Origin of the sequence: Proteus sp. LHD240705, from assembly GCF_047921555.1 — a bacterium.
Classification (GTDB): Bacteria; Pseudomonadota; Gammaproteobacteria; order Enterobacterales; family Enterobacteriaceae; genus Proteus.
Genome location: NZ_JBLRMI010000002.1, coordinates 104,768 through 117,754, shown reverse-complemented (window position 1 = coordinate 117,754; position 12,987 = coordinate 104,768). Strand labels below are relative to the sequence as shown.

At 41.0% G+C, this 12,987-nt stretch carries 11 protein-coding genes; 1 reads left to right on the top strand and 10 read right to left on the bottom strand.

The annotated features are described in order from the left end of the window. Positions 1-95 precede the first annotated feature (95 nt). Positions 96-1,424 carry a metalloprotease PmbA gene (gene pmbA / locus ACNART_RS03950; RefSeq protein ID WP_109371960.1) on the bottom strand — a complete coding sequence of 443 codons (1,329 nt, stop codon included), beginning with the start codon at positions 1,422-1,424 and terminating at the stop codon, positions 96-98. A 187-nt stretch (positions 1,425-1,611) separates the two neighbouring features. Between pmbA and yjgA the strand changes: the two genes are divergently transcribed. After that, positions 1,612-2,172 (top strand): ribosome biogenesis factor YjgA, encoded by a 561-nt coding sequence (yjgA, locus tag ACNART_RS03945; RefSeq protein ID WP_088495963.1) that lies wholly within the window; start codon positions 1,612-1,614, stop codon positions 2,170-2,172. Between the two features lie 73 nt (positions 2,173-2,245). Here yjgA and ACNART_RS03940 read toward each other — a convergent pair whose 3' ends face one another. The 9 genes from ACNART_RS03940 to mreC all read right to left on the bottom strand — a co-directional run bounded on the left by ACNART_RS03940 (position 2,246) and on the right by mreC (position 12,911). After that, a complete protein-coding gene (locus ACNART_RS03940) occupies positions 2,246-2,527 on the bottom strand; it encodes a barstar family protein (protein WP_198619275.1) in 282 nt (93 codons plus the stop codon). Next, entirely contained in the window at positions 2,527-3,027 is a 501-nt protein-coding gene (locus tag ACNART_RS03935; protein ID WP_368927440.1) for a ribonuclease, read from the bottom strand. The genes ACNART_RS03940 and ACNART_RS03935 overlap by 1 nt, the downstream gene beginning before the upstream one ends. Before the next feature lie 86 nt (positions 3,028-3,113). Then, positions 3,114-4,559, bottom strand: a complete 1,446-nt coding sequence (tldD, locus tag ACNART_RS03930) for a metalloprotease TldD (protein ID WP_109371966.1) — start codon at positions 4,557-4,559, stop codon at positions 3,114-3,116. After that, the gene (nit1, locus tag ACNART_RS03925) at positions 4,556-5,416 is read right to left on the bottom strand and encodes a deaminated glutathione amidase (protein WP_151434176.1); all 861 of its coding nucleotides are present in this window, start codon (positions 5,414-5,416) and stop codon (positions 4,556-4,558) included. The genes tldD and nit1 overlap by 4 nt, the downstream gene beginning before the upstream one ends. Beyond that, entirely contained in the window at positions 5,413-9,213 is a 3,801-nt protein-coding gene (yhdP, locus tag ACNART_RS03920) for an AsmA2 domain-containing protein YhdP (RefSeq protein WP_198625946.1), read from the bottom strand. The genes nit1 and yhdP overlap by 4 nt, the downstream gene beginning before the upstream one ends. Positions 9,214-9,258: 45 nt before the next feature. Beyond that, entirely contained in the window at positions 9,259-10,728 is a 1,470-nt protein-coding gene (gene rng / locus ACNART_RS03915) for a ribonuclease G (protein ID WP_109371972.1), read from the bottom strand. Continuing rightward, positions 10,725-11,312, bottom strand: coding sequence for a Maf family protein (locus ACNART_RS03910; RefSeq protein ID WP_196532389.1), 588 nt, complete (start codon positions 11,310-11,312; stop codon positions 10,725-10,727). The genes rng and ACNART_RS03910 overlap by 4 nt, the downstream gene beginning before the upstream one ends. Before the next feature lie 52 nt (positions 11,313-11,364). After that, positions 11,365-11,853, bottom strand: coding sequence for a rod shape-determining protein MreD (gene mreD, locus ACNART_RS03905; RefSeq protein WP_100159963.1), 489 nt, complete (start codon positions 11,851-11,853; stop codon positions 11,365-11,367). Between the two features lie 5 nt (positions 11,854-11,858). Next, positions 11,859-12,911: a rod shape-determining protein MreC gene (gene mreC / locus ACNART_RS03900; RefSeq protein ID WP_109371976.1), complete on the bottom strand. Its 1,053-nt coding sequence runs from the start codon at positions 12,909-12,911 to the stop codon at positions 11,859-11,861. Between the last annotated feature and the right edge of the window lie 76 nt (positions 12,912-12,987).

Genomic DNA, 12,987 nt, shown 5'->3' with positions numbered 1-12,987 from the left:
TTATTTTTATCTTATCGTTTGAAAAGCACACTGATAAACGCGATATCTCAGCCCATTGCGGGCTGAGATTAAAGGTTGTGATGAGTATCTAAAATTTACTCACCTGCAATGCTCATTTCTGGTAACAACAACGATCCACACTGAACATTACTGCGCGTCTCAATATCATCACCCATCGTGGCAATATTTGCCCACATATCTTTTAAGTTACCTGCAATAGTCACTTCGCTTACAGGATATTGAATTTCACCATTCTCAACCCAAAAACCGCTCGCACCACGAGAGTAATCACCTGTTACTGTACTGACACCTTGTCCCATCAATTCCGTAACAACAAGACCTGTTCCCATCTCTTTTAACAGTGCATCAAACGATAAACCTTGCCCAGGGATATACCAGTTATGAATACCACCAGCGTGACCATTACTCTTTAAGCCCAGCTTTCTTGCTGAATATGTGGTTAACAACCACTCTTGTAATACGCCATCTTTGATAATTTCAGCATCTGTGGTACGCACACCTTCACTATCAAACGGTGTTGATGCCAAACCTCTCATTAAGTGAGGACGCTCTTGAATATTTAACCACTGAGGGAAAATTTGCTTACCTAAGCTATCGAGTAAACAAGATGATTCACGATAAATCATGCTACCACTGATTGCTGCAACCAAATGACCAAAAATACCTGTCGCCACATCTGCCGCAAAAATAACGGGGGCTTTCATGGTTGGTAGTTTACGAGGTGCAAGGCGAGATAAAGTACGGCGAGCGCACTCTTGACCAACCCATTCAGGTGATTCTAGATCATCAAAGCGACGACTAATAGTGTAAGCATAGTCGCGCTCCATATCTTCACCATCACGAGCAATAACACAACTCGACATCGAATAGCGTGAAGATGAATAGCTTTTTAATAAGCCAAGGCTATTACCAAATACACGGGTTCCACTGTGACTATTAAAACTGCCACCCTCGGTGTTGATAATACGGCTATCGCTATCTAAAGCGGCTTTTTCTGCTCTCGATGCTAATTCAATCGCTTTATCTGCTGTGACTTCGGTAGGATGGTAAAGATCAAGGAAAGGTGCATCAAACGCTAATAGCTCTTGATCAGCAGGCCCTGCATATGGGTCAACTGAAGTGTAGCGTGCAATATCCACAGCAGCTTGTACAGCTCGCTTAATCGCATCAGGACTTAAATCTGTTGAAGATGCACTACCTTTGCGTTGTTGTTGATAAACAGTGATGCCTAAAGCGCCATCACTGTTAAATTCAACATTTTCAACTTCACCATAACGCGTACTTACACTAATACCCGTCGATTTATTAATAGCGACTTCAGCACCATCACACTGTTTTGCAGCCAGCTCTAATGCGAGAGAGACGGCGTCTTCAAGCTGTTTTACCTGATCTGAATTATTCATTGAGAACCATTTTTCCTAAGGAGAACACCACTTTTTACTTATTTTTAGCAAAGTAAATCAATTGACAGGTGGTCAACAAGCGATTTTCCCAGTTACAATAGAAGATATATGAATGTTATCACCCGTCGGGCTTTTGGTCATTCACCAAATCACACTCCCGGCTTACTCTGCAACAGGAATTTTTATTATGGCAAAGCAGCCTGAAGAGTGGCATTACCTCAATCCTGAATTTGACGATACCTCGTCAGAAGAGGAAGAAGAGGACGAAATCATCTGGGTCAGCAAAAGCGAAATTAAACGTGATGCTGAAGCACTCAAAAAACTGGGTACTGAATTAGTTGAATTAAGTGCACAAGAATTAGAACGTGTGCCATTAGATGAGAAATTATTAGCCTCTATTCAATTAGCACAAAAAGTACAGCGTGAAGCACGCCGCCGCCAAATTCAATATATTGGAAAACTACTGCGCAATGTAGACGAAGATCCGATCCGTCAAGCGCTTGATAAACTCAAAAACCGCCACAATCAACAGATCTTAGTGTTACATAAACTTGAAGATCTGCGAATTCGCCTTGTTGAAGGTGGCAATGAAGTGATTGAAGAAGTCGTTGCGCTTTATCCAATGGCTGATCGCCAACAATTACGCACACTTATCCGTAATGCGAAAAAAGAAAAAGAAGCGAATAAACCGCCAAAATCATTCCGCTTACTATTTCAATATCTAAAAGATTTATCAGAATCAGCATAAAACCTGATCATCCTGAAAACGCAGTGTAAATTCAGCCTCACTGCGATTTTCAGGGCGTATTTTCTATTCTGAATTACTTTTGTGTTTTATGCTCACAATGAAAGCTTAAAACGTCTTTACCAAGCTCATTTTGTGCTTCTTGCATCAATTCCACCAAAGGTTGAAAATCACAGGAATGATGAGGCAAATGCCTGAAAACAATACTGACTGGCAATTCTATTCCACCCACTAACGCATCCCATAGTGCATCTAGGTTATCGCCAAATTTATCATCTAACTGAAATTGCAGTGCAAAATCGTGATAAAAGGCTTCTCTATCTGCCAGTGTCTTAAAATTGAAGATAACCTGTTTCATTAAGGTGCGACCTTTGTCATTGTACGATAATGATCAGTGGTAACATAAATCAGCCCATCATTCGAATAGAGCAATCTGTCACTGCCACGATGACCACACTGATAATTTACATCCGCTTCATACCACTGGCGTCCAGCTTCTTCTGGCAACTGTTTTTCACGGTTCATAAAGCGATCGCCTCCGATTGCTCTTCCCGGTAAGACTTCACATAAATTGCCCGCTTTCGCATTCCAGCCTTTTTCTCTCGCCTCTTTTTTAGTGAGATAAAAATCTGGCAATTGTTGATGACGTTGCAAATAGTTAGCTACCACATTGGCTTGTGTTTTCTCATCAATAGATAGTGGGATTTGTGCTGGTTTATTGGTGTTATTGCTTGATGATGTCGGAATAGGAGCTGAGGATGAAGGCATTGGCGCTTTGGTTTCAGACAATAAACCTTTATAAAGAACACCAAATAAAACCGCAATAACAATAATAACTGGTAATAAACGTTTACCCATAAGTTAACCCCCTTACTGTTGCTAGGATAAAAAACTCCATCAAAAGATGGAGTTCAATAGATACTGACAAATAACGATAGCGATAATTAAGCTGTACCGCCAACCGTGATTTTATCAAGCTTCAACGTTGGTTGACCCACACCAACAGGGAGACTTTGTCCTTCTTTACCACAAACGCCAACCCCTTTATCTAAAGCAAGATCATTACCTACCATAGAAACTTGTTGCATAGCTTCAATACCTGAACCAATTAGAGTTGCTCCTTTAATTGGTTTGGTTATTTTTCCATTCTCGATTAAATAAGCCTCTGAGGTTGAGAAAACAAATTTGCCCGATGTAATATCAACCTGACCGCCACCAAAGTTTGGTGCGTAAATACCGCGATCAACACTGGCAATAATCTCTTCTGGTGAAGACTTACCTGCTAACATGTAAGTGTTTGTCATACGAGGCATAGGAAGATGCGCGTAAGATTCACGACGACCATTTCCCGTTGGTGCAACCCCCATTAAACGCGCGTTCATCTTATCTTGCATATAGCCTTTTAAGATGCCGTTTTCGATTAAAACATTGTATTGACCTGGTACACCTTCATCATCAATAGCCACAGAGCCACGACGACCTTCAATTGTGCCATCATCAACAATAGTACAAAGCTCAGAAGTTACTCTCTCGCCAATGCGTCCCGAAAATACAGAGGTTTCACGGCGATTGAAATCCCCCTCTAATCCATGACCGACTGCTTCATGCAATAACACACCTGGCCATCCTGCGCCCAATACAACAGGCATCGTTCCCGCAGGTGCCGCAATTGCAGATAAATTCACTAATGCCATACGCACAGCTTCACGCGCATAAGTGATAGCGTGGCTTTCACCATCGACTTTAGTTAGGAAATAATCATAACCAAAACGACCACCGCCACCACTTGCGCCACGCTCACGTTTGCCATCTTCTTCCACCAGCACACTCACTGAAAGACGAACTAAAGGACGCACATCGGCGGCTAACGTGCCATCGGTTGCTGCAACAAGCACATGCTCATAAACACCTGTTAATGACGCATTAACTTGTTTAACGCGTTTATCTTCAGCGCGAGCCGCTTTATCTACCTCATGCAATAGCGCAATTTTCTCTTCACGAGAGAGGCTTTGCAGAGGATCGTTTAAGCTGTATAGCGGAGAATGTTGAATAGCACCTAAAGTATGGATGCGACCATTACCTTTAGCCTGAACAATACTTCGTGCAGCATGAGCACTTTGGTTAAGTGCATTAAGCGTTAGTTGGTCTGCATAAGCAAAACCGGTTTTTTCACCGTAAATTGCTCTAACACCAACACCTTGATCAATATTGTAAGAGCCATCTTTAATAATCTGATCGTCTAGGATCCAAGCCTCGTGATAACTTGACTGAAAATAAAGATCACCATAATCAATTTGACGCTGTGCAAGCTGCTCTAGTGTTGATGCTAAATCATCTAAACTAAGTTTGTTTGCTTCCAACAGACTTTCGCTGACAACAGCTAAACTCATAATTCTTCTTTATCCTTAACTTTTTTGATTAAGTGGGTCAGTTTCGGGCGAAAGCGGTTATGTTTTACAACCCGTATCTGTTCACGCATACCGTGTAGACTTTCGACACCAACATTCAGCGTTAGCGCACTAACAGCATCAGGGTTCTTTTTCAAGACTTTACCCCAACCATCAATCGCCATCGTATGACCCCAAGTCCGGCGCGTATCATGTGTACCCACTTGTGCTGGCGCTAAGATAATACACTGATTCTCAATGGCACGAGCACGTAATAAAGGCTCCCAGTGCGCTTTACCTGTTAAACGGGTAAAAGCCGCTGGTACAGAGATTATCTCTGCCCCTTTTTCTCTTAATGCTTGGAAAATACCTGGAAAGCGTAAGTCATAACAGATTGTTAAACCTAATTTCCCAACCGGAGTATCAACGACTGTTAGGCGCTCACCGCGTTGATAAATAGAAGATTCGTTATATTCGCCTTGCTCATCATCAATACTGACATCAAACATATGGATTTTGTCATAACGAGCACGAATAACACCTTCATCATCAAACACCAAACTACTGCTGGTAATTTGGTCTGGGGAGTCTCGACTAATCAATGGCATAGAACCGACTAAGATCCACACTTTATAGCGCTGAGCCATTTTAGCGATAGCATTTTGTAAAGGCCCATCGCCCTGAACTTCAGCATGTTTATGATAATCTTTAGAGTTCGAAAAAAGTAACGCATTTTCAGGTGTTAATACAAGCTTCACTGAATCGGGTAATTGCTTAATCTGTTGCTCAATTTGCGCCAGATTATTTTTTGTGTTTTTACCGCTACAAAGTTGCAAAAGTGCGACATTAACTTTTTTCATAACGCCTGATTCTCCTTAAGCTGACGCAGTACTTCGTCAATTTTGGGTTGTTCCATAGTTCCGGTCACATGATAACGGATAACTGAAATCTTACTCCAAAGTGGCCCCAGAACCTTTGATGCCGCAAACACTGCGGCGCCTGCAATTGGGTTTATCGCGAAAGCCGTAGCAACACCGACAGTTGCTGAAATCTCTGGCGTTACCACAACTTGTAGGTCCATTTTACGTTCAAGTAAATCAACTTTCCCACTTATCGCAATATCAGCAATAACACCATCAACTCGGACACTCTCAGCATTCATAATACCTTGATTGATCGTAATTTCACTCTTAATCGAGTCATACTCAAAATGCTCGCTGAAAGTATCCCTAAAATCAAACTGTAATTTACGTAAAAGCGCATCAAAACTCACAAGGCGCAGTAATTTACCCGCTTGTCCAACATTCACTTTTTCGATACGCCCTTTCCCTAAGACAGATTTAATATCACCATTTAAGGTCGCCAGATTAAAATTCCACGGCGTATCACGCCATTGTAATGAAAAATCAGCAGAAAGTGGGGACTGGATAATAGGAATAATAAAACCGAAATAAGCGGCCATTTCATCAATTTCTTCCGCTTTTAATTTACCTATTAACTTCGTCGTATTATTACCTGCATTATCTTCAGACCACACACCATTAACAGACAATTCACCGCTGCTATTTTCCAACTTACCGTCAGTTAGAAATAAAGCACCCTGATTTTGTTTTAACGAACCTTCAATTTTCCCTAAAAGCAAGCCATTTACCCAACATTCTCGGCACTCAAAATCAATAGAAGGAATGTTTTTAACTGAAAACTTCAATGCATTCACATCAGAAGTGTTTGCCATTTTTAACGGTTTTTCTTCTTGAGATAGGGTTGCACCATTAAAATAGAGATAATTAATATTCACTTGCCAAGGTGTCGATGCTTCAGGAATAAACACATCGCCTCGTAATTCACTTCCTGAAAAGGCAAATTTTACCCCTTCACTAACGCGCATAATCTCAGTTTGAGGATTACGCCATTTTTGCCCTGCAAAATTTAAATCAGGCAAACTGATATGCACATTATCAGGAAAAGTGACTTCATTTTCAGACGGCGTTAAAGACGAAAAAGCCATTAATGTCGGCAACCATTTATCCCCCTCTAATCCTTTAAGAGCGATAGTTAAGCGTTGTTGTGAATTTAATTCAGGTAATTTAATAGAAGAAGAAACAACATGGCCTTGTAATAAACGTAGCTGTTTTCCTAATGCCCACTGGCTATTAAGTTTCCACTGTTTCTCAGCACTGGCATTCACGGTTAAGGTTTCACTGTTACCCTTGGCAGAAATCACAATAGGTGGTGAATTTTTTAAATCCTGTGTTTCAGGCGCTGTTAACTTGCTGCTTAATGCATTGATATTTCCGGTTAAATCGACTTGATAATCAACATCACCTTTTTCGGGGATCTTAACATTAACGTTGCCATGCCATGGAAATACACCACTAAACTTATGTTGAATATCGCTAGGTAACCCTTGAATTTTTTGAATATCCCATTGGCCTTTTAAGCCGACATCAACCTGATAATTATCCGTATCATTGTGACTTGTAAATGAGAAAGCAAGCGGCTGCCCAAACCAATTAGCCGTTAATGTATCACTTTCAAGTTTGTCATTATGGTAACGAAACTGCCCACTCACGCCTTTCAATGTGGTATCCATGAAGTTCAAAGTGACATCATTATTTTTTAAATTAACCTCACCAGAAGCCACAACCTCATCACCACCAAAGGGGATATCAAGTTTCAATGTACCGTCAATTTTTCCCGCTACTTTTAGCTCTTCAAGTGTATGACCAATACTCGCCATTTGAGAATCTAAGAAATACTCTTTCAGCTCGTCGCCTGTGGCTTGAATATCCGCATTAATTAAGATTTTTTCTTGTCGATAGCTTTCAATGACTGCACTTAAATTCGTGGCTGTCGCTTTACCCACTTTTGCTTGTGCAGAAGACATCCATAAGCCGTCATTTTTAAAGTCTAGATTAATATCGAGATCAAATAACGCAGGCCATTCACTATCAAATTTAAAGGTCGCGTGTTTGACGGGCGCATAAACTTGGAACCATCCTTTGTGGTTATCAAAAGGAAAATCAGCGGGATCGCCATCAAAAATAAAGGTTCCATTATCGATATTACCCGCAATAATCGCATCTGAGAGATATTGAGTCAGTGCCTTCCCGACATACTCCTCAGGCAAATAACGCCATGTATCACCCGCATTTGTAACTCTAACACCTGATAAAATGGAAAGACGCTGATCTTCACCTTGTTTCTCATAACGAAAATCGCCCGCAACCCATGCTGATGTAGCTTTAACATCGAGCCCTTGGCTCCAAAGAGACAGGTTATCCCCTGAATGTTGCCAATAAACCGTTCCTTTCCCTTTTTCAATATTCAACGGTGCTTTAAATAATTCGCCCGTGTCTATTTCACTATCTGCTAGGGCAAAGTTAAGCTCACCACGTTGCATACTCCCTTTTAATTGCCCGCTGAAATGCTGTACTGAGGGGATCTCTTGCCAACGCTTCCAACTCACATTTTCCCAAGAGAGATTAATAGCGCTTTGCTCGAAGTTTTCTGGAGTGAGATCTAATGCAAAGTCATTAACCACACCAGAAAATTGGCGATACTGCCACTGGCGAACAAAATCAGGTGTTAAAAAAGAGAATAATGGCAATACAGCATATAACCTATCTAACTCAATATTCTTGGCGCGAATGCGCCATGCTTCATCATGCTGTTTTTCTTTTGGTTGATAAAGCACCGCTAAATAACCGTCAGGCCACTCTTCACCATCCATTGTAATTTTTCGAGTATAAGGAACATCCGCAAGCCAGCCATTTTCTTGCCTTCTCATACGTAAAATTAAGTCTTCAACATTTAATACGTGCGAGGTTCCATCACTACTCCAATCCATTTCACCTTGATGAATTTGCAACTGACTTCCAGTAATACGCCCTTGAGTAATTTCAATCCAGTTAGACAAACTGGCTTTAGCTTCACCTACGCCACTATTATTTTTTACCCACTGACTAAGCCAAGGTGAGATATCGATGTCATCTGCGGTAAGAAATACTTTACCGTTATCGATCAAACCGTTCTCTTTGGTATAGAGATCAAGGCGTACCTTTAACCCCCCATAATGATTAATGGGTGTATCAAGAGTGACTTCACCTTGAGCTCGGTGACGATTTTTCTGATTCAACCACATTAATTCAGGCACATGTAATGTACTGGTATCTCCTGAAGGGGTTAAAAAAATAAAACGGCTTTCAATCAGTTTAAAACGATCAAACTGTTCGAGAAAAAGTGAAGAAATATCATCAGGTTCGGTTAAGGTAATATCACCACTTTGCCCCGTAAAAATTGGCTGTTGGTAATTAACATATAACTGTTCAAAGGTCAGTTCACGAAAATGAAGACGAAAAGCGAATAATGAACGCCACACGTCAAAAGAAAAAGTGACTTTTTCTGCCGTAACGTTCACATCTTTATTGGTAATATTCAGTCCTTCCACTTGAATATCAGGACCAAAATTTTGCCACTCCCCCGTGATCTTTGTCATTGAGACAGGGCTATTGAGTTGCTTCGTAAGATACGTTTCTATTTCAGGGCGATAACTATCTAAGCGTGGCAGAAAGTAGCGAAATCCGCTTAATACCAAGGCAAAAACGATGAGGCAAAAAACTGTTATCACTAACAGGTATTTAGGCAGCCGCTTCATTTTTGTCTCCTTTCTGCCATCATATTCATTAGGAAGGCGAATCCATTACATCATCACCACATCAAATTGCTCCTGACTATAGAGTAGCTCAGTTTGCACTTTCACTTGTTTACCGACAAAAATTTCAACCTCTGCTAATGCATGTGATTCATCGCCTTTTAATGCTTCTGCAACTGCTGAGGAGGCGTAAACTAAGAAGCGATCTGCATCAATCGTTTTATGCACGCGCACTATTTCACGTAAAATCTCATAACAAACTGTTTCAACTGATTTTACCGTACCTCGCCCTTGGCAAGTTGGGCAGTCATCACAAAGCACATGTTCAAGGCTTTCCCGCGTTCTTTTACGTGTCATTTCTACTAAGCCAAGTTGAGAGAAGCCATTAATCGTTGTTTTCACTCTATCTTTACTTAGCGCTTGTTCAAGTGATGCCAATACTCTGCGTTTATGTTCATCATTATTCATATCAATAAAGTCAATGATGATAATACCGCCTAAATTACGTAACCGTAATTGACGGGCAATGGCTTGGCTTGCTTCAATATTAGTATTAAAAATAGTTTCTTCTAAATTTCGATGACCAACAAATGCCCCTGTATTGATATCAATAGTGGTCATTGCTTCAGTTTGATCGATAATCAGGTAACCTCCTGATTTCAATTCAACTTTGCGCTCTAAAGCCCGCTGAATTTCACTTTCTACACCATAGAGATCAAAAATAGGCTGATTACCTTGGTGTAATTCAAGTTTAGCGGTTAATTCAGGAATATATTCACCAATAAATTCCTGTAGTTGATTGTAGGTCAATTTAGAATCAACTCGTATGCTATCTAATTCAGAGCCTGCAAAATCACGTAAAATACGCTGGGCTAACGCTAATTCGCCATAAATTTGAATACGGGTTTTATTTCTTTTCTTACGCTCAATGATTTTATTCCATAGGCGTTTAAGAAAGGCAGCATCTTGCTTAATTTCGTGTTCACCAACACCTTCGGCAGCGGTACGAATAATAAAGCCGCCATTTTCATCGCAATACTCTTCAACCAATTGTTTTAAGCGCTCGCGCTCTTCTTCACTGTCAATTCGCTGAGAAACGCCTACATGAGACGCACCAGGCATAAACACTAAATAGCGAGAAGGCAATGTAATATCCGTGGTAAGGCGAGCGCCTTTTGTTCCTAAAGGATCTTTAACCACTTGTACAATTAAATCTTGCCCTTGATGCACCAGTTGCGCGATATCACGAACATTAAATTTCTTCTGCTCTTCTCCAGCAATACATTCCGTGTGAGGCATAATATCAGAAGCATGTAGAAAAGCGGCTTTATCCAGCCCGATGTCAATAAATGCAGCTTGCATCCCGGGTAATACGCGACTTACCCGACCTTTGTAGATGTTTCCGACGATACCTCGTTTAGCTTCTCTTTCAACATGGATTTCTTGAAGTATGCCTCCGCGAATATAGGCGACACGGGTTTCAGAAGGCGTCACATTCACTAATAACTCTGCTGTCATGAAATCTCCTTCTCATTAGCTAGAGACGAAAATTGAGCTATCAATGCTTCGGTTTCAACAAGAGGCAATCCGACAACAGCATGATAACTCCCCTCAATCCGTTGAACAAAACGGCCTCCTTTTCCTTGAATACCGTAAGCGCCAGCTTTATCCATTGGCTCTCCTGACTCAATATACGCGCTAATCTCACTCTCTGTCATCACTCTAAAAGTGACGTGTGTGACGACTAATTGACTCAATGTGTGTGTTCTATTAGAGATAGCAATTGCTGTCATCACTTGATGTGTTGCGCCTGAGAGTGAACGTAGAATTTGCGCGGCATGGGTTTTATCACGAGGTTTTTCAAGAATATGACCATCATAAACCACAATAGTATCAGAGCCCAAAACGGGATAATCTTGAGGTGCTTGTCTTACACCTTCTTGTGATTTTTCTTTTGCTAAACGAAGAACATACTCTTCTGGTTTTTCACCTTGTTGCCAAATTTCATCAATTGCTGGCGTGATAATACTAAATTCAACATCTAATAACGCGAGAAGTTCACGTCTTCTTGGTGAGCTGGAAGCAAGGTAAAGTGTGGTCACAAATAATGTCCTCATGACGGTAACGCAAAAGTGACCGCCATGATCCAATAACTTAGTGAACTAAAAACTGGTGACGGATTTTGCGAAGTAAAAAATAAAGCCATGGCCAAAGAATACCACTGACTGGGCTATTCCAGAATACTTGAGGGTGAAAAGTCACAGGTGAAAGTAAAAATTCTGCCCAAAATACAGCAAGATCAACAACGACAACACTTAACATTACCACTAAGGCTTGTTGCCATAACGCTAAATTACAAAAAAGCTGATATTTAAAGGCGATGACATAACTCACTAAAGTATAGGCCAATGCATTGACACCTAGGGTAGTTCCTTGGACTAGATCCATAATCATACCTAAGACAAATGCGGTTCCGACACTAACACGATGAGGTATTGCTGTTATCCAATAAATAAGAAATAACATCGGCCAAATAGGTCGATACACTTCTAACTGTTCTGGCCACGGCATAATTTGTAAAACTAATGCGACAAGAAAAGAGAGCCAAACAACCCAACGCCCACGACTTTGATATGGATTCATCGTGTCTACCTACTTCTATTTGTACTAGTAGGTGTATTTGTTGCAGCAGGCGTTGTTGCTGGTGTCGTGGTTCCGTTAGTTTCTTCTGTCGTACTGTCTAACGGCTCTTGAGACATAGAACGAGGAAGCGGTGGCCCTGCTTGTTCATAATTAGGTAAAACTTGAGGCATCAGTTGCATTAAACGCTCATTAGCTGCGTGATAAACCTCTGAAGGTAGAGGAGGCTCTCCCATTTTGTCTGATGCATTCCATAATAAAAGCAAATAGCGTAAACGTTGTAGCTCTGCTGAAGGTCGAACATTAATCACGGAATAAGCCCGTTGATTATCCACTTTAACTGAAGATACCACACCAACAGGATACCCTTCTGGGAAACGGCCGCCCAATCCTGATGTCACTAAAACATCGCCTACACGAATATCAATATTGGCAGGTAATGCTTCTAACAATAAATCATCGGCACAGCCCGCACCAGAAGCTATAACACGAATATCGTTACGTAAAACTTGTACAGGTAATGCATGAGAAGTGTCGCATATTAATAGTACACGACTCGTAAGCTCACTTACGGCAATAACTTGTCCCACAACGCCTTTATCACTAATAACAGGTTGTCCTTCATAGACGCCATCGTTGGTTCCTTTATCAATAACCACTTGATCTCGATAAGGCGTGCTATTCCCAGACAAAACTTGCGTTACTGTCATTTGTTCATTTTGGCGCAGTGGTGAACCAAGTAATTCTCGTAAACGGGCATTCTCTTGCTTAAATTGCTCCAGTAATTGGCTTTCTCCGCTACGGACTAATAACTCTTTTCTTAACGCTTGATTCTCAAATTGTAAACGCTCACGCGTGGCAAATGTTTCTGAAATTTGATCAAGGAAACGGCGTGGACCATTTGCAAGAAAATAGAAGGGACTAACAGCAGTATCAAGATACTGGCGGACTTTAGAAAATGCACCAATACGGTTATCAGCAATCAATAAAGAGATAGCGACAACCACGGCGATTATTAATCTTAGTTGCAGGGAAGGACCCCGACTAAAAATTGGCTTCATAAACTCTAAGATCACTCACACGGAGAAGTAAAAGAACAGGTGTTAATATTCTCATCAAGGGGGAATCCATTCTCCC